We start from the raw sequence: 18399 nt of genomic DNA on the forward strand, positions 1-18399 counted from the left end.
GCTCAATGAGGGTGGTACCGCGAGCGCAGCCTCGCCCCTTGCCGGGGCGAGGTTTTTCAGTTCTTCCGGAAGGAGCGGCGCAGATGTCTGAGAAGATCGATTACAAGGCGACACTGAACATGCCCCGCACGGACTTCCCGATGCGGGCCAACCTGCCCAAGCGGGAGCCCGAGCAGCTGAAGGCGTGGGAGGAGATGGATCTCTACAACCTGGTCCAGCGCGCGACGGCCGGCCGGCCGAAGTTCGTGCTGCATGACGGCCCGCCCTACGCCAACGGCGACATTCACCTGGGCACTGCACTCAACAAGATCTTGAAGGACATCATCGTGAAGCACGCCACGATGGCGGGTTACGACGCGCCTTACGTGCCGGGCTGGGACATGCACGGCCTGCCCATCGAGCTGCGGGCCCTGAAGGACATGAAGATCGATCGCAAGCAGATCGATCCCCTGGAGCTGCGGGCCAGGTGCTACGAGTACGCCCACCACTGGCTGAACGTCCAGCGGGAGCAGTTCAAGCGGCTCGGGGTGCGGGGCGACTGGGAGAACCCGTACAAGACCGTCACCCCCGAGTTCGAGGCCAAAGAGGTCGAGGTCTTCGGCGCCATGGCTGCGCAGGGGTACATCTACCGCGGACTGAAGCCGGTCTACTGGTGCCCGCACTGTGAGACCGCCCTGGCCGAGGCGGAGATCGAGTACGCCGAGAAGACCTCGTTCTCCATCTACGTGCGCTTCCCGGTGGTGGATGCGCGCGGGCGCATTCCCGAGGGCAGCTACCTGGTCATCTGGACCACCACCCCGTGGACCATCCCCGCCAACCTGGCGGTGGCGGTCCATCCCGAGGTGGAGTACGGCGTCTACCCCACCGGGAAGGGCACGCTGGTCATCGCCAACGCCCTGGCCGAGAAGTTCTTCCAGGCCGTGGACCTGCCCGCGGTGGAGCCCGCGGCCACGCTGAAGGGCGCCGAACTGGAGGGGATCACCTACCGCCACCTGCTCTACGACCGGGTCTCGCCGGTGATCCTGGGCGAGCACGTCACCACCGAGGACGGCACCGGCCTGGTGCACACCGCCCCGGGCCACGGCCACGAGGACTTCGAGGTGGGCCAGAAGTATGGTCTTCCGGTGCTCAACCCAGTCAACGACCAGGGCGTCTTCACCGCGGAGGCCGGGCCGTTTGCCGGCATGTTCATCGAGAAGGCCAATCCGGAGATCGTCCGGGCCCTGGACGAGGCCGGTATGCTGCTGGGCCAGGGCAAGATCCGCCACCAGTACGCCCACTGCTGGCGCTGCAAAAACCCGGTGATCTACCGGGCGACGGTGCAGTGGTTTGTCCGGGTGGAGGGCTTCATGGACATCGCCAAGGAGGCGATGAACCACGTCCGGTGGATCCCCGAGTGGGGTTACAACCGCATGTACGCGATGATCGACGGGCTGGCGGACTGGTGCATCAGCCGGCAGCGCGCCTGGGGCCTGCCGATCCCCATCCTCACCTGCTCCAGCTGCGACGAGCCCTCCTTTGAGCCGAAGATGTTCGAGAAGATCGCCGAGATCTTCCGCGCCGAGGGCTCCGATGCCTGGTGGAAGCGCCCGGCCGAGGACTTCATGCCCGAGGGCGGGCTGACCTGCGCCAAGTGCGGCGGGCGTACCTTCCACAAGGAGAAGGACATCCTGGACGTCTGGTTCGACTCCGGCTCCAGCCACGCCGGCGTCCTGGAGACCCGGCCCGAGCTCACCTGGCCGGCCGACCTGTACCTGGAGGGCTCCGACCAGCACCGGGGCTGGTTCAAGTCCTCGCTGCTCACCTCCGTGGTCGCCCGCGGCGGGCGTCCGCCGTACAAGGGCGTGCTCACCCACGGCTTCACGGTCGACGAGCAGGGCCGGAAGATGTCGAAGTCGCTGGGCAACGTGGTGGACCCGGCCGACGTGATCAAGAAGTACGGCGCGGACATCCTGCGCCTCTGGGTGGCCTCCACCGATTACCGGCACGACATGGCCCTGTCGGAGAACATCCTGAAGCAGGTGGCCGACGCCTACCGCAAGATGCGCAACACCCTGCGGTACCTGCTGGGCAACCTCTACGACTTCAACCCCGAGACCGACATGGTGGAGCGGGACGACCTGCTGGAGATCGACCGCTGGCAGATGCACCGCCTGCAGGAGGTCATCGGCAAGGTCTCGGAGGCCTACCGGAACTACGAATACCACGTGGTCTACCATACCCTGAACAACTACTGCGCGGTGGACCTCTCGGCCGTCTACCTCGATATCCTGAAGGACCGGCTCTACACCAGCGGCGCCACGTCGCGGGAGCGGCGCTCGGCGCAGACCGTGCTCTACCACGTGGCCGATGCCCTGATCCGCATGCTGACGCCGATTCTCTCCTTCACCGCCGAGGAGGCCTACGGCTACCTGCCGAAGCCGGCCGACTCCCCGGCCACGTGCCAGCTCCTCATGATGCCCCAGGTGGATCCGACCTATCTCGACGAGGACCTGGCGGCGGAGTGGGAGAAGCTGATGGAGGTGCGGGACGCCGTCCAGGCCGTTCTCGAGCGGGCCCGGGTCGACAAGAAGATCGGCTCCAGCCAGGAGGCCGCCGTCCATCTGTACGCCAGCGGCGGAGAGGGCGCTTGGGCGGAGCTCCTGGAGAAGCACCTGGCCGAACTGCCGACGATCTTCATCGTCTCCGATGTGAAGCTCTTCGTCGGCGGTCAGTCGGCCCCCAGCGGCACCTACTTCGGCGAGGGCCCCGGTGACCTCACGGTGGAGGTCGTGCGGGCCTCGGGCGACAAGTGCGAGCGCTGCTGGAACTACCGTGAGCTCGGCGTGATCGAACAGCACCCGACGCTCTGCGAGCGCTGCGCCGGCGTGGTGCTGGCACAGAACCTCGAAGAGGCGTGATGTGGTTCGGGTCTGATGTGGTTCGCACTTGATGTGGCTGGCCCCGGGTCAGGGCGGTGCTGCGCCCCGGTCCGGGGCCGGTTCGCGCTAGTACGTGGGCCGGATGATTCAGGTCTATAAGGTTATCGGGTGCGGGGGTATGTGCGCCGGCGCCTTGTCGTCTGTTCGTGTTGGCTGTGGGTATGGTGGCCTTAGGGTCTGTTCGTGCTGGCTGTGGGTGTGGCTGCCTCAGGTTCTGTTCGTAGTGGCTGTGGGTGTGGCTGCCTTAGGTTCTGTTCGTGGTGGCTGTGGGTGTGGCTGCCTTAGGGTTTGCTCGTTCGGCGTGACTGTTGATGGACGGTGCGATGCCGTGTTCGTCGTGAATGTTGGTGCCGTTCCCGGCCGGCGCCGGTGGCAGCGCTGGACCTGTTACGCCCATGCACTTGGCGGCTGGCAACACCGACCACGAACAGAGCGGATGGGCGTCGACCAATGGGCATGGGCGGCGTCAGCGGGAACCGGGGCGCCGGCGGCCAGCCATCCACAGCAAGTACGAACAGAGCGAAAGGGCTGCGGCATGGCGCCGCAGCCCTTCCCATCAACCGGAACTACTTCGTCACGCTGTCCTTGACTTCCTGAAGCTCCTTCTTCACCTCGGCGATGTCCTCTCCGAGGCCGCCCTTCATCGCGTCCTTGAACCCGCGAATCGATTCACCGAGGGACCTGGCGAGCTGAGGAAGCTTCTTGGGGCCAAAGATCAGCAAGGCTACTACGAGGATCAAGATAATCTCGGTGGTTCCGAGCCTGCCCATAGTCGCACCCCCCGAAAGCGTCAACACCCGTTCCTGTCGTTAGTCTACAGGAAAATCGCGAGGTTGAACATTCGTCGTTCGGGCCATTCTCTGCGGGCCTTCGGCGTCGATCAGTTAGTCTTCCTATAGGGTATACCATCGGCAGCGGGGGCAACCGACTTGCCCACGAAGCCGGCCAGGATCAGCATGGTCAGCACGTAGGGCAGCATGTTGAAGAACTGCGTCGGAATGCCCTGGATGCCCATGAGCTGGAAGATGACGCTCAGCGACTGCGACGCACCGAAGAGCAGCGTGGCTCCCACCGCGCCCAGCGGGTTCCACTTGCCGAAGATCATGGCCGCCAGTGCGATAAAGCCCTTGCCGGCGGACATGCCGTCGACGAACCGGGAGAGGAGGCCGATCGAGAGCGAGGCCCCCGCCAGGCCGCCCAGCACGCCGGAGAGCAGCACGCCGGCGTAGCGCATCTTGAACACGTCGATGCCCAGGGTGTCGGCCGCCAGCGGGTGTTCCCCCACCGACCGCAGCCGCAGGCCCCAGGGGGTCCGGTACAGGGCGACCCACGAGACGATCGCCAGGATGAAGGCGAGATAGATCATGAAGTTGAGGGGGCCGATGTTGGGCAGCGAGGCCACCTCGGGCGAGCTGCCGGCCTGGCCCCAGATGCGGTTCAGCATGAACTCGGTGAAGCCCACGGCCAGCAGGTTGATCGCCGTGCCGCTGACCACCTGGTCGGCGTAGTACTTGATGGAGGCGACGGCATGCAGCCCGGCCATGATGACCCCGATGAAGACTGCCCCCAGCAGGCCGATCCAGGCGCTGCCGCTGATGAAGGAGAAGTAGGCCGCACCCCAGGCGCCGGCCAGCATGATGCCCTCCAGGGCGATGTTGACGACGCCGGCACGCTCGGAGAAGACGCCGCCCAGCGCGGCCAGCAGCAGCGGCGTGGTGGCACGCAGTGTGGCCATGATGAAGGTGAGGAGGATGGTACCAAAGGCGACCGTCATGCCGGCGTCACCTCCTTCTTGGCCCTGCGCCGCTGCAGGAAGCTCCAGAGCCCCTCAGCAGCGACGAAGAAGATCACGGCCGCCTGCACGATGGAGACGACCGCCTTCGGCACGCCGGCCATCGCCTGCATCAGGCCGCTGCTGGCCTGCAGCGCGCCGAACAGAAGCGCTGCCAGCACCACGCCCACCGGGTGGAGCCGGCCCACCAGGGCGACGGCGATGCCGTCGAACCCGTAGCCGAGCAGCGCCGTGGTCTCGTTGAACCGATGGTTCAGCCCCATGGTCTGCACCGACCCGGCCATGCCGGCGATGGCCCCGGAGATGGCCATGGTGATGATGAGCGCCCGGGCCACCGAGATACCGCCGTACTCCGCCGCACCCGGGGAGTGGCCGACGGCGCGAATCTCGTAACCCAGCGGGGTCTTGAAGAGGATAATCCAGACCACCACGGCGGTGCCCAGCGCGATCCAGATGCCGGTGTGCAGCCGGGAGCCCTCGATGAGCCCCTGGGACAGCCAGGCGGTCTGCTGCAGGTCGTAGGAGGCGGCCCGGCTGTTGTCCGGCCGCAGGTAGGCCTTCAGGAGCCAGTCGGCCAGGAACAGGGCGATCCAGTTCATCATGATGGAGTTGATGACTTCGTGCACGCCCTTCCAGGCCTTCAGCAGGCCGACGATGCCGCCCCAGATCGCGCCGGCGACCGCCCCGGCCCCCAGCGCGAAGATCGGGTGCAGCCACTCGAAGCCCTGGGGCGGCGTCCACCACACGCCCACGACGACGGTGGCGATCTGGGCCATGAGGTACTGGCCCTCCACGCCGATGTTGAACAGGCCGGCCCGGTAGGCGAACGCCACCGCCAGACCCGTGAAGATCAGCGGAATGGTGGAGACCAGGACGTTGCCGAACATGCGGGGCTCACCGGCGACCGCCCGGTAGAAGGCCTTGGCGGCCAGCACCGGGTCCTTGCCGGCGATGAGGATGCAGAGGATGCCGACGAGCAGGCCGACGATCGTGGCCAGGACGGGGATGCCGATGGCCCGCAGCCCGGCTTTCCACTTGGACTGATCAGGCACTCGCGCTCCCCCCCATCATCAGCAGACCGAGGCCCTCTTCGGTGGCCTCGTGGCCCGGCACTTCGGCCACGATCTGCCCCTTGTACATGACCAGGATGCGGTCTGCCAGATTCATGATCTCGTCCAGTTCCAGCGAGACCAGCAGGATGGCCCGCCCCGCGTCGCGCTCGGACACCAGATTGCGGTGGATGAACTCGATCGCCCCCACGTCGAGCCCGCGGGTGGGCTGGACGGCGATCATGAGGTCGGGGTTGCGCAGGATCTCGCGCCCCACGATGACCTTCTGCTGGTTGCCCCCGGAAAGCGACCGGGCCAGATAGTCATGGCGGGGAGGGCGCACGTCGAAGCCGCTGATGATCTCCTTCGCCTTGTCCACCATGCGCTGGTAGCTCAGCCATCCCCTGCGGGCAAACGCCCTGTGGTCGCCAAGGGCCGCATTTTCCGCCACAGTGAAATTCAGCACCAGTCCCCGCTTCTGCCGGTCCTCGGGGATGTGGCCCACACCCGCGTCCCGGATGCGGCGCGGGCTCTGGCCGGTGACGTCCTGGCCGTTGACCGTGACGGTGCCCGACGTGGGCTTGCGCAGACCGGTGAGGCAGGCGATCAGCTCAGACTGGCCGTTGCCGTCGACGCCCGCGATACCGACGATCTCCCCGGCCCGCACGGTGAAGGAGACGTCGCGCACCGCCTCCACGCCCCGGTCGTTCTTGGCGTGAAGGTTCTTCACCTCCAGCACCACCTTCCCGGGCTTGGCCGGTTCCTTGTCCACCGTCAGGATGACGTCGCGGCCCACCATCAGGCGGGCGAGCTCGGCCTCGGTCTGGCCGGCGGCATCCAGCGTGGCGATCTTCTTGCCCCGCCGGATCACGGTCACCCGGTCCGCGAGGTGCAGCACCTCTTTGAGCTTGTGCGTGATGATGATGATGGTGTGCCCCTGGGCGACCAGCCGCTTCATGATCTTACCCAGCTCCTCGACCTCCTGAGGCGTGAGCACCGCCGTCGGCTCGTCGAGGATCAGGAGCTCCGCGCCGCGGTAGAGCGCCTTCAGGATCTCCACGCGCTGCTGCTGGCCCACCGAGATGGACTCGATGCGGTCGTCGGGGTTCACCTCCAGGCCGAACCGCTGCGACAGCTCCTCAACGCGCTTCCGGGCTTCGTTCATGTCCAGGAAGCGGTTTCGGGTCACTTCCTTGCCCAGGGTGATGTTCTCGGCGACGGTGAAGACCGGAATCAGCATGAAGTGCTGGTGCACCATGCCGATCCCCAGGTCGATGGCGTGCCTGGGGTTGCGGATCTTCACCTCTTTGCCCTTCCAGAAGATGCGCCCCTCGTCGGGGGTGTAGAGGCCGTACAGGATGTTCATCAGCGTCGACTTGCCGGCCCCGTTCTCGCCGAGCAGGGCGTGGATCTCCCCCTGCCGGATCTCCAGGTCGATGTGGTCGTTGGCCACCAGCGACCCGAAGCGCTTGGTTATGCCTTCAAGTTTTAACAGCATCGTGATAGGCAAAGGGTGGGACCGGAGTCCCACCCTTGTTCCCCCTTTCTCTCCTGGGTAGTCCTGTGTGTCAGGATTTTACAGGGTCGGGGCAGTCCAGGTATCGGCCTCCTCAGGCGTCTCGGGAACGACGACCTTGCCGTCCTTGATCGCCTGAGCCCACTTGTCAACCTCTTCCTGCAGCCCTTCGGGCAGCTTGTCCCACAGGGTGCTGTCCGCGTAGCCCACGCCGTCCTCGGCCAGGCCCAGCCGCAGGGTCTCGCCGCCGGGGAAGTTGCCCTCGACGGTCTGCTTGATGACCTCAAACACGGCCACGTCGACCCGCTTGATCATCGAGGTGATGACGTTCTCCGGGGCCAGGTAGTTCTGGTCGGAGTCGACACCGATGGCGTAGAGGTTCCGGTCCTTGGCCGCTTCGATCACGCCCTGGCCGGTGCCGCCGGCGGCGTGGAAGATGATGTCGGAGCCGGTGTCGAACATGGTCAGGGCGATGTTCTTGCCCTTCTCGGGATCGTCAAAGGCGGCCGCGTAGACGACGTCAACCTGAACGTCGGGGTTGGCGGCCTTCACGCCGGCCCGGTAGCCGGCCTCAAACCGGCCGATGACGGGGCTCTCGACGCCGCCCACGAAGCCGACCTTGCCCGTCTTCGTGGACTTGCCGGCGATGTAGCCGACCAGGAAGGAGCCCTCCTGCTCCTTGAACAGCACGGAGGCGGCGTTGGGCTGGTTGACCACCTCGTCGACGATGCCGAACTTCTTGTCGGGATTGGCCTGCGCCATCTCATCGATGGAGGCCTGCATCATGAAGCCGACGCCCCATACGATGTCAGCGCCGCTGTCGATGAGGGTCTGCAGGTTGGTGATGTAGTCTTCCGGACGCTGCGACTCGATGATGACGTGGTCCGTGCCGAGCTCCTGCTGCGCGCGCAGGATGCCCCGGTGGGCGGCGGCGTTGAAGGAGTCGTCGTTCAGGCCGCCGACGTCCGTGGCCATGCCGACGATGAAGTCGATCTCGTTGGCGGGCTTCTCCGACTGCTGCGGCTGCTCCTGCGGCTGCTGGCTGGCCGGGGGCTGCGTGCTGGGCGTCTGATCCTGCGGCTGCTGCGAACCGCCGCATCCTGCCAGAAGAGACAGGGTGAGGGCCACAACGGCAACCTTGGCGAACCACTTTTGAGCCATGTCGATACCTCCTAGGATTGGTGTCGATCCGAAAACTCCAGGCCCGGTCCAAATCATACCATGTGGAATGTTGCATTGCTAGCTCCCAAAAAGGGCCAAGTCCTGGAGGAAGCAGGCACCGGCGACAGGAAGCCGGCGAAATTTCCCGTATCTCTCTTCAGTAACCAATTTCGCCAGCAGGGAGCGATTTTCCTATGTGCGCGTCCACAATCTTCATCGGCGGGAGAGTCTACACAGGCGATCTGGGCAGGCCGCCGGAAACCTGCCTCGCGGTGGCCGATGGAAGGGTGGCGGCGGTGGGCGACGAGGCGGCGGTACGCGCCTTTCAGCGGCCGGACACGCGCGTGATCGACCTGGACGGCCGGGCCGTGGTTCCGGGCCTCACCGACGCCCACCTCCACATCCTGGGCTACGCCCTGTCGCTCGATCAGCTCCAGCTCGCCGGGGTACGGTCCCTGGCCGAGATCCGCGCCGCGGTGGCGGACGCCGCCGGGCGGCGGGCGCCGGGGGAGTGGATCACCGGCCGCGGGTGGGACCAGGATCAGCTGGCGGAGCGGCGGCTGCCGACGAAACATGATCTGGATGAAGTATCTCCGCACCACCCCGTTTTCGTTCAGCGCAATTGCAACCATATTGCGGTAGTCAACAGCGCCGCCCTGCGCGCGGCGGGCATCGGCCGCGACACCGCCGATCCGCCCGGGGGCCGGATCGACCGCGACCCGGTTACCGGAGAGCCGATCGGCATCCTGCGGGAGAAGGCGATGGACCTGGTCACGCGGCTCATCCCCCCGCCCACGCCGGCCCGCCGGCGGGAGCTGCTCGCCCGGGCCCTGCGCGAGGCCCTGCAGCACGGCCTCACGCAGCTTCAGACCGACGACTGCCAGTACGCCGGCGGCCTGGGGCCCACCGAGGCGCTCTTCCGGGAGCTGATCGGGCCGGAGGCGATCCCCATCCGCATCATCCAGGCGATTCCGGCCGCGGACGTGGCCGAGGCGGCGGAACGGGGCATCCGCACCGGGCGCGGCGACCAGTGGTACCGCTGGGGCCACGTGAAGATCTTCGCGGACGGCTCCCTGGGCGGCCGCACGGCGGCCCTGCTGGAGCCCTACGCCGACGACCCCTCCACCGGGGGCATCTACATCCACGAGCGGGACGATCTCATCGAACAGGTGGCGGAGGCCCATCGCCTCGGCAACCAGGTGGGCTGCCACGCGATCGGCGACGGGGCGGCGGCCCTCTTCCTGGACGCCGTGGCGGAGAGCCAGCGGCGCCATCCCCGGCCGGACGCCCGCCACCGCATGATCCACTGCCAGATCCTCTCGGAGCCGCTCATGGCCCGGATGGCCGCCCTGGGCGTGGTGGGCGATATCCAGCCGGTCTTCCTGCGCAGCGACGGCCACTGGTTCGTCGACCGGGTCGGCCCCGAGCGGGCTGCCACCTCCTACTCCTGGCGGTCGATGCAGCAGCACGGCATCGCCCTCTGCGGCGGGTCCGACTGCCCCATCGAGCCGCTGAACCCCTGGTATGGCGTCCACCTGGCCGTCCACCGCCAGGACCTGACCGGCTTCCCGCCCGGCGGCTGGCAGCCCGCGCAGCGGCTCACGGTGGCCGAGGCCATGCGCCTGTACACCGCCGGCCCGGCCTACGCCGCATTCGAGGAGGCCTTCCGCGGCCGGCTCGTTCCCGGCATGGCCGCCGACCTGGCCGTGCTGGACCGCGATCCTTTCACCTGCGACCCGGCGGAGCTGAAGGACATCCGGTCGGCGCTGACCATGGTGGGCGGGGTCATCGGATACGAGGCGTAGGTGTGGAGCATCGTGCCAGGGCCCAGGGTGAGTGCGGGCCCGCGACTGCTTGAGCCCAGGACAGGGCAGCCGAAGCGCCCCTGTCCTGGGCCTTGACATGTCGGGGCGGGGCCGGCCTCTACCCCATGGTCTCCGCCAGGTAGTGCCAGAAGCGGTAGAGCGCCCGCATGCCCAGGTCGAAGTTCTCGAGGTGGAAGTGCTCGTCCGGGGCGTGGAAGTTCTCCTCCTCCAGGCCGAAGCCCATCAGGACGCACGGCGCGCCCAGCACGGCCCCGAAGGTGCCCACGATCGGGATGGATCCGCCGGTGCGGATGAAGCGGGCCTCGGCGCCGTAGGCCTCCGTAAGGGCCTTCATCGCGGCCTGGATGGCCGGGTGGTCGATGGGCGTGATGGCGGCCGGTGCGCCGCCCATGCGCCGGATCTCCACCTTCACGCCGGGCGGGCAGTGGGCCGTGAGGTGCGCCTCGATGACGTCCAGCACCTGCTCCGGCTCCTGGTCGGGCACCAGGCGGCAGGTGATCTTGGCGCCGGCCCGGGCCGGGATGACCGTCTTGGTGCCCTCGCCCTGGAAGCCGCCGAAGATCCCGTTGATCTCCAGGGTCGGCCGGGCCCAGAGCCGCTCCAGGGCGGTGTAGCCGGGCTCGCCGGGCAGGGCGTCCACGCCCAGTTCGGCCTTCAGTCTCTCCTCGTCGAAGCCCAGGGCGGCGAAGCCGTCCCGCTCCTCCTGGGTGAGCGGCCGCACCTGGTCATAGAAGCCTTCCACGGCGACGCCGCCATCCGGCCGGTGCAGGGTGGCCAGAAGCTGGACCAGGGCCTGCGCCGCGTTGGGCGCCGCGCCGCCGAAGGCGCCCGAGTGCAGGTCGCCCCTGGCGCCGGTCACGTGCACCTCCAGGGCCGCCAGGCCCCGCAGGGCGTAGGTGAGGGAGGGGACGCCCCGGGCGTAGAGCGCGGTGTCGGAGATGACGACCACGTCCGCCTTCAGGAGGTCCTTGTGCGCGGCGATGAACCGCTCCAGGTTCTCGGAGCCGATCTCCTCCTCGCCCTCAATCAGCAGCTTGATGTTGACGGGCAGCCGGCCCTCCACCGTCAGCAGCGCCTCGATCACCTTCAGGTGCATGAAGACCTGGCCCTTGTCGTCGCTGGCGCCCCTCGCGTAGAGCTTCCCGTCCCGGATTTCGGGTTCGAACGGCGGGGTGGTCCAGAGGTCCAGGGGATCGACCGGCTGCACATCGTAATGCCCGTAGATCAGGGCCGTGGGGCCGCCCGGGTTGTCCAGCCGCTCGGCGTAGACGAGGGGATGCCCGCCGGTCTCCATCACCTCTGCCCGGCTGAGGCCGATCCGGCGCAGCTCGGCGGCCAGCCACTCCGCCGCCCGCCGCATGTCCGCCCTGTGCTCGGAGAGGGCGGAGATCGAGGGGATCCGCAGCAGTTCCATCAGCTGCTGCAGGTGCTCGTCTCGGTGCTCGTTCAGGTAGGTTTCGCCCCGGTGCACATGCATCACGCTCCTGTCTGCTCATCGTGGTCCACTGATTCTTCCACGGTCAGTACCTGTCATTCCTCTTTCCGGCGCTTCCCTGCGACTCATGTGCCAAAATACTGAACACCTAGCAGTATCGAAGCGTCCAATAGGCGGAAACGCGCACAAAGGGCCGCCCGCGCCGGCAGCATTGAGAAGCGCCGGCCGCGCCTGCAGCACAGAGGGGGGACTTGTCATGCGAGAGAAGCGGAGCGTCCGCAGGTGGTGGGCGGCACTTGGGTCTCGCGCCGCAGCCGTGTTGACTGCGGCGCTCGTCCTGGCGGGCTGCGGGTCCCCGCCGCAGCCGGCCGTGTCGGGTGAGGAGCCTCAGGCGCTTTCGACCCTCACCTATACGACGCCGGGCGATGCGACCGTCCTGCTGCCCACGCTCACGGTGGACACCGCCTCCAGCTTCGTGACCGACTTTATCTACGACGGGCTGGCGGTGTACGACGACCGGCTGAATCCGCATCCGGCCCTGGCCGAGTCGTGGGAAGTGGAGGATGACCGGATCTACACCTTCAAAATCCGCAAGGGCGTCACCTTCCATGACGGCGAGCCGCTGACGGCGCACGACGTGCGCTTCACCTTCCTGACCATCGCCCACCCCGACTACCAGGGGGTGCGCTTTGGCGACTTCACCGCCATCCGGGGCTGGGAGGAGCTGGCCGAGGCCTACGCCGCGGCCGACTCGGCCCTGGCGGCCGGCGTCCTGACGGCGGCCGAGAGCCGGCAGCGGAAGCTGGAGGCCTACGAGCACTTCGTGCGGACCGGCGGTCTGCAGGTCCCAGATGACTACACCTTCCGGGTGGAGGCGGCCTACCCCTTTGCGCCCCTGTTCACCCGGCTGACCGGCTACGGCATCATGCCCCGGCACCTCCTGGAGCCGCACATGGCGGATCTGCTCGGCTCGCCCTACGCGACGGCGCCGGTGGGCACCGGGGCCATGCGCCTGGTGAGCTGGACCAAGAACAAGGAGATCGTGCTGGAGCGGAATCCGGACTGGCGCTGGTCGCTCACCGGCGAGCCGGCGAAGATCGACCGGCTCATCATCGAGATCGTGCCCGACCAGGAGGCGGCCGTCACCGCGCTGGAGCGGGGCGAGACCGACGTCGCGAACGTGCCGCCCGAGATGGCCGACCGCTTCCGGTCTGAGGTGCCGGACGTCAACCTGTACCAGTACGCCACCTTCGCCTACACCTTCCTGGGATACAACCTGAGCCACCCGACCTACGGCGACCTCCGGGTGCGGCGGGCCATCACCCACGCCCTGGACCGGGAGGCGATGGTCGCCGAACTCCTGGGTGGCCACGGGCAGGTGACCCACAGCCACGCCTCGCCGGCCCGGTGGGACTACAACCCGGATGTGCCCGCCCTGGCGTACGACCCGGCCGAGGCGGCACGGCTGCTGGAGGAGGCCGGGTGGCTGCCCGGTCCCGACGGGCTGCGCTACAAGGACGGCCAGCCCTTCGTCATGCACCTGGCCGTGAACGAGGAGAGCCTGCTGAGGCGGCAGGCCGCGCTGTTCATCCAGCGCGCGCTGGAGCCCCTGGGCATCCGGGTGGAGATCGAGCGGATGGGCTGGGATGACTTCCTGGCCCACATCAGCAGCGACGCGAAGGAGGCGTACCTGCTGGGATGGAGCCTCGGTTTCGACCCGGATCCGCATTCGATCTTCCACTCCCAGGGTGGGTTTCACGCGATCACCGGCTGTGCGGATTCCGAGATCGACCGGCTGATCGACGCGGGGCGGGCCACCACCGACCGGGTCTGCCGCAAGGAGATCTACGGCCAGCTCCAGGCGGTGCTGGCCGAGCGGCAGGTCTACACCTGGCTCTTCGCCCAGGAGACCGTGGTGGGCGTCAACCGCCGGGTGCAGGGCGTGCGCCACGGCTCGCCCCGGGGACTCTTCTGGAACTGGGAGGAGTGGACGGTGGAGCCCCGGGAGGGCGGCCGTTAATTCCGCCGGCGACAGCGCAGAATAGGAGGGCAGGATCTACTGAGGCCGGGAGGACGGCGCATGGCGCGGCGGTTCCGGGTGAAGCGGGTGACATCTACCGGTTTGACGCAAACGGGCTCGACGGCTGCCGGCTCACTGGCGAGCATGGTCGAGCGGCTCGCCCTCGCCCTGGAGCGGTCGAACGTGCTGGACTACACCATGCTGCTGCAGCGGCCCTGGCGGCTGCTCTGGATCAACTTCGTGGGCGGCATGGCCCGAGGGCTGGGGATCGGCATCGGTTTCACGGTGCTCTCCGCGATTCTCCTCTATATTCTGCGCGGCCTCATGGTGGCCAACCTCCCGTTTATTGGCGACCTGATCGCCACCATCGTTCGGCTCGTCGAGCAGCAGTTGCGCCCCTAAGATCGACATAATGCGGGCAGACTATCCCCGAGAGGGGGCAGTGACTGCATGCAGATTGACGCGTTGAGGCAGATGCTCCTGCAGGAGCGTGAGGCTTACGAGCGCCAGGTGGCGATGATCGAGGAGACCGGGCTGGGCACGTCGCAGGGCGACCAGCTCCAGGAGGACAGCACGGTCGACAACCACCCGGCCGACCTGGGCACGGAGACGTTCGAGCGCTCCAAGGACCTGGGGCTGCGCAGCAACGCGCTGCGCCGCATTCAGGAGATCGATGCCGCGCTGGAGCGCATGGCTGCCGGCACCTACGGGGTTTGCGAGGAGTGCGGTCAGCCCATCGACCCGGCGCGGCTGGAGGCCTTTCCCAGCGCGACCACCTGCATCGCCTGCCAGCAGCGCCGGGAAGCCCGGCCGGACCGGTTCGTGCGGCCCATCGAGGAGCAGGTGACGAGCCCGCCTTTTGGCCGGACGTTCCGCGGCCGCACGGGCGACCCCGGGTACGACGGCGAGGACGCCTGGCAGGAGGTGGCCCAGTACGGCACCTCCGAGACGCCGCAGGATGTCCCCGGCGCCGTCTCCTATGAGGACATGTACAACTCGGATGAGGATGTCTACAGCATCGTCGAGCCGGTGGAAGCGCTGCTGGATGAGGACGGCGAGCCGCTGCTGCGGGACGACCGCGACTGGGACGGCGGCACCGTGCAGTACGCCGAAGGCCTGGAGGGGACGCTCTACGGCCCGGACGACATGGGCGGCGAGTACCGCTGGGAGCCCGGGCCGCTTTTCGAGACCGTCATGCCCGAGCGGCAGTTCCGCCGGGGCAAGTTCCCCCGCCGCCGCATGGGCCGCCCGGGTGAATAACGCCGGCCAGGGCCGCGCCCTCTGGGGCGTCCCGCCCTGGCCTTGTTGTCTGTTGCGGTCGGCCGGAGTGCGCCACAGCACTCCTTGGCACCTCCATCCAGCCTGTGGTAGACTGGGACAGGTGAAATGGGGGGCTGTCGAACTTGTTAAGCATCGTACTGGCCATCGTCGCCGTGGCGCTCGACCAGCTGACCAAGTGGCTGGTGGCGACCCGCATGGCCCTATTCAGCGAAATCGAGGTCATTCCCGGCTTCTTCTCGCTGCAGTACGTGTACAACACCGGCGCGGCGTTCGGTATGCTGAAGAACGGGCGCTGGTTCTTCGTCGCCGTGGCGGCCGCGGCGGTGGTGGGCATCCTCATCTACCTCAGGCAGCCCGAATCGCGCAACCCGCTGGCCAGAGTCGCCCTGGGGCTGGTGATGGGCGGCGCCGTGGGCAACATGATCGACCGCATCGTCACCGGCAAGGTGATCGACTTCCTGCTCTTCTACTGGCGCGATTACTATTTCCCGAACTTTAATGTGGCGGACATCTGCGTCACCGTGGGTGTCGGGCTGCTGTTCCTGCACCTCTTCATGGCAGAGAGGAAGAGTGAGGCGTGAGGGAATATCGGATCACTGCCGAGGAGAGCCACGCCCGCGTCGATGCCTTCCTGGCCGGGCGGGCGGAGTTGGGGCTCTCCCGGTCTCGCATTCAGGCGCTCATCGAGAAGGGGCACGTCACCCTCAACGGTGATGTGCCCAAGGCCAGACAGGCGGTAAATCCGGGTGATGTTATCGTCGTGCGGGTTCCGGAGCCCGAGCCGGTGGAGCTGGTTCCGGAGGACATCCCGCTCGATATCGTCTATGAGGACGAGGACCTGCTGGTGGTCAACAAGCAGCGCGGCCTGGTGGTCCACCCGGCTGCCGGCCACTGGACCGGCACCCTTGTGCACGCCCTGCTCGACAAAGTGGACGACCTGGAGGGCATCGGGGGCGAACTGCGCCCCGGCATCGTTCACCGGCTGGACAAGGACACCACCGGCCTGCTGGTGGTGGCCAAGAGCGAGCGGGCGATGGCCAGCCTGCAGGAGCAGCTCCGGGAGCACATCGCCCAGCGGGTCTACTGGGCCCTGGTTCACGGCAACAGCATGGCGGACACGGGGCGGATCGAGGCGCCCATCGGCCGCCACCCGCGCGATCGCAAGCGCATGGCGGTCAATCCCAAGACCGGGCGCGATGCCGTCACCTATTTCCGCGTGCTGGAGCGCTACCGCGGGTATGCCCTGCTGGAGTGCCGGCTGGAGACGGGGCGAACGCACCAGATCCGCGTGCACCTGTCGTTCATCGGCCACCCGGTGGTCTCCGATCCGCTCTATGGCCCCCGCAAGCCGCACCTGGGCATGCCGCCGCAGGCCCTGCACGCCAGGCAGCTGAGCTTCCGGCATCCGGCCACCGGCGAGTGGATGGAGTTCACCGTGGACCCCCCGGCGGATATGATGGCGGTGATCCAGCGACTGCGGGAGGAGGCGTGACGCCGTGGTTCAGAACTTCGCCGACCGGCTCTGCGCAGCCGTCAGGCTGCGCCACTCGCATGCGGTGGTGGGGATTGACCCCGTGCTGCCCCGGCTTCCGGAGTTCATCAAGCGGGAGGCGGCCGCGCAGCATGGGAAGACGGCCAAGGGCGCGGCCGCGGCCCTGCTGGCCTTCAGCCGGCTGGTCATCGACGCCGTCGCCGACCAGGTGGCCCTGGTGAAGCCCCAGTCGGCCTTCTTCGAGATGTACGGGCAGTGGGGCGTCGCCGCCTTCTGGGAGACGGTTCGCTACGCCCGCAGCAAGGGGCTGCTCACCATCGCCGACGCCAAGCGGGGCGACATCGGCTCCACCGCAGAGGGGTACGCCTCCGCCTTCTTCGGCCACCCGAACCCGCTGGAGACCTGGGAGGAGCCGGATCAGTGGGCCGACTCGCTCACCGTGAACCCGTACCTGGGCAGCGACGGGCTGGTGCCCTTCGTCAAGCGGGCGAGAGCCCGGGGCACCGGGGTGTTCGTCCTGGTGAAGACCTCGAACCCGTCGTCGGGCGAGCTGCAGGATCAGCCGCTCTTCTCCGGCGAGAGCCTGGCCCAGCAGGTCGCCAAGCTGGTGCACTCCCTGGGTGAGGAGGCGGTGGGGAAGTCGGGGTACTCCGCCGTCGGCGCCGTAGTGGGCGCGACGTACCCCGAAGACCTCACGCGCTACCGGTCCGAGATGCCCCGCGCGATCTTCCTGGTGCCGGGCTACGGCGCGCAGGGCGGCACGGCGGCGGACGTGGTCGGGGCCTTCAACCTCGACGGACTGGGAGCGGTGGTGAACGCCTCTCGTTCCGTGATCTATGCCTACGCGGGGACCGACCCCTCTCCGGCTGAGGCGGCTGCGGCGATCGCCGGCGCGGCCGCGGCGATGAACCGCGATATCAACACAGCCCTTCAGTCAGCGGGAAAGCTGGCCTGGTAGGGCCTTTTTCTGTGCATCGGCGACATGGTTCGGGCTCATGCTAGAATGCGTCGTTTGATTGGGCCGCGGCGAAAAGGAGGATGATCGCGTTGGCGCTTGTGACCTTGAAAGAGGCTCTGGCTGAAGCCGAGGCCGGGGGTTACGCCGTTCCTGCCATCAACGTGCACTCGCTGGAGGTCATGCCCGCCGTGCTCCAGGTGGCCGTGGAGGAGCGGTCGCCGGTGATCCTGCAGTTCACCGAGGGCACCCTGAAGTTCTGCGGCTACGACAACGTGCGCGCCTTCGCCGGCCACCTGGCGCGGGTGACGCCGGTGCCCGTCGTGCTCCACCAGGACCACGGCAGCTCGTACGAGGTGGCGGTGCGGGCGATTCAGGCCGGGTTCTCCTCGGTGATGATCGACGCCTCGCGCCTGCCGCTGGAGGAGAACATCGCCGCCACCCGGAAGGTGGTGGAGCTGGCCCACGCGTGCGGCGTGTCTGTGGAGGCGGAACTCGGGCGGGTGCCGGGGCAGGAGGAGGAGATCATCGTGTCCGAGGCCGAGGCCGCCTACACCGATCCGGCCGAGGCCGCCCGGTTCGTCGCCGAGACGCAGGTGGATGCCCTGGCTGTCGCCGTCGGCACGGCCCACGGCTTCTACAAGGGGGAGCCTAAGCTGGCGCACGACCGCATCACCGCGATCCGGGAGGCTGCGAACGTGCCGCTGGTGCTGCACGGCGGCTCGGGGGTGCCCGACGCCGAGGTGCAGCGGGCGATTCAGCTGGGCATCCGCAAGGTGAACGTCTCCACCGAGGCCAAGTGGGCCTGGGCGCAGGCTCTCCGCCAGTCGCTGGCCGATCAGCCCGACGAGTTCGATCCCCGGCCCATTCTGACCCCCGTTTTGAAGGCGGTGCAGGAAGTGGTGCGGGCCAAGATCCGCATGGTCGGTTCCAATGGAAAGGTGTGATGCA

15 protein-coding genes are annotated in these 18399 nt (G+C 67.7%); 9 read left to right on the forward strand and 6 right to left on the reverse strand.

Features of this window, described 5'->3' with window-relative positions; translation table 11 throughout:
• Positions 1-83 precede the first annotated feature (83 nt).
• The gene (gene ileS / locus ACZ45O_RS02440; RefSeq protein ID WP_464855373.1) at positions 84-2900 is read left to right on the forward strand and encodes an isoleucine--tRNA ligase; all 2817 of its coding nucleotides are present in this window, start codon (positions 84-86) and stop codon (positions 2898-2900) included.
• Between the two features lie 587 nt (positions 2901-3487).
• Here the strand turns inward: ileS and ACZ45O_RS02445 are convergent.
• From ACZ45O_RS02445 to ACZ45O_RS02465, 5 genes are all read right to left on the reverse strand, one after another.
• Positions 3488-3691 carry a twin-arginine translocase TatA/TatE family subunit gene (locus tag ACZ45O_RS02445; RefSeq protein WP_464855374.1) on the reverse strand — a complete coding sequence of 68 codons (204 nt, stop codon included), beginning with the start codon at positions 3689-3691 and terminating at the stop codon, positions 3488-3490.
• A gap of 110 nt (positions 3692-3801) precedes the next feature.
• Positions 3802-4695 (reverse strand): ABC transporter permease, encoded by an 894-nt coding sequence (locus ACZ45O_RS02450; RefSeq protein WP_464855375.1) that lies wholly within the window; start codon positions 4693-4695, stop codon positions 3802-3804.
• Positions 4692-5765, reverse strand: coding sequence for an ABC transporter permease (locus ACZ45O_RS02455; protein ID WP_464855376.1), 1074 nt, complete (start codon positions 5763-5765; stop codon positions 4692-4694). The genes ACZ45O_RS02450 and ACZ45O_RS02455 overlap by 4 nt, the downstream gene beginning before the upstream one ends.
• Positions 5758-7260: an ABC transporter ATP-binding protein gene (locus ACZ45O_RS02460; protein WP_464855377.1), complete on the reverse strand. Its 1503-nt coding sequence runs from the start codon at positions 7258-7260 to the stop codon at positions 5758-5760. The genes ACZ45O_RS02455 and ACZ45O_RS02460 overlap by 8 nt, the downstream gene beginning before the upstream one ends.
• Positions 7261-7338: 78 nt before the next feature.
• Positions 7339-8439 carry a BMP family lipoprotein gene (locus ACZ45O_RS02465; protein WP_464855378.1) on the reverse strand — a complete coding sequence of 367 codons (1101 nt, stop codon included), beginning with the start codon at positions 8437-8439 and terminating at the stop codon, positions 7339-7341.
• 194 nt (positions 8440-8633) lie between these two features.
• Between ACZ45O_RS02465 and ACZ45O_RS02470 the strand changes: the two genes are divergently transcribed.
• Positions 8634-10244 (forward strand): amidohydrolase, encoded by a 1611-nt coding sequence (locus ACZ45O_RS02470; protein WP_464855379.1) that lies wholly within the window; start codon positions 8634-8636, stop codon positions 10242-10244.
• Between the two features lie 118 nt (positions 10245-10362).
• On the opposite strand, the gene ACZ45O_RS02475 is transcribed toward ACZ45O_RS02470, so the two are convergent.
• The gene (locus tag ACZ45O_RS02475; RefSeq protein WP_464855380.1) at positions 10363-11736 is read right to left on the reverse strand and encodes a dipeptidase; all 1374 of its coding nucleotides are present in this window, start codon (positions 11734-11736) and stop codon (positions 10363-10365) included.
• Positions 11737-11956: 220 nt separating this feature from the next.
• On the opposite strand from ACZ45O_RS02475, the gene ACZ45O_RS02480 reads away from it, so the two are divergent.
• From ACZ45O_RS02480 to fba, 7 genes are all read left to right on the forward strand, one after another.
• A complete protein-coding gene (locus tag ACZ45O_RS02480; protein ID WP_464855381.1) occupies positions 11957-13720 on the forward strand; it encodes a peptide-binding protein in 1764 nt (587 codons plus the stop codon).
• A 60-nt stretch (positions 13721-13780) separates the two neighbouring features.
• Positions 13781-14122 (forward strand): DUF5665 domain-containing protein, encoded by a 342-nt coding sequence (locus ACZ45O_RS02485; RefSeq protein ID WP_464855382.1) that lies wholly within the window; start codon positions 13781-13783, stop codon positions 14120-14122.
• A gap of 48 nt (positions 14123-14170) precedes the next feature.
• A complete protein-coding gene (locus ACZ45O_RS02490; RefSeq protein ID WP_464855383.1) occupies positions 14171-14980 on the forward strand; it encodes a yteA family sporulation protein in 810 nt (269 codons plus the stop codon).
• 143 nt (positions 14981-15123) lie between these two features.
• On the forward strand, positions 15124-15582 hold the full coding sequence (gene lspA / locus ACZ45O_RS02495; protein WP_464855384.1) for a signal peptidase II: 459 nt from the start codon (positions 15124-15126) through the stop codon (positions 15580-15582).
• Entirely contained in the window at positions 15579-16493 is a 915-nt protein-coding gene (locus tag ACZ45O_RS02500) for an RluA family pseudouridine synthase (RefSeq protein WP_464855385.1), read from the forward strand. Before lspA ends, ACZ45O_RS02500 begins: the two co-directional genes overlap by 4 nt.
• A gap of 4 nt (positions 16494-16497) precedes the next feature.
• The gene (gene pyrF / locus ACZ45O_RS02505) at positions 16498-17451 is read left to right on the forward strand and encodes an orotidine-5'-phosphate decarboxylase (RefSeq protein ID WP_464855386.1); all 954 of its coding nucleotides are present in this window, start codon (positions 16498-16500) and stop codon (positions 17449-17451) included.
• Between the two features lie 89 nt (positions 17452-17540).
• Positions 17541-18395, forward strand: a complete 855-nt coding sequence (fba, locus tag ACZ45O_RS02510; protein WP_464855387.1) for a class II fructose-1,6-bisphosphate aldolase — start codon at positions 17541-17543, stop codon at positions 18393-18395.
• Positions 18396-18399 lie beyond the last annotated feature (4 nt).

The organism is Symbiobacterium turbinis (assembly GCF_055383075.1).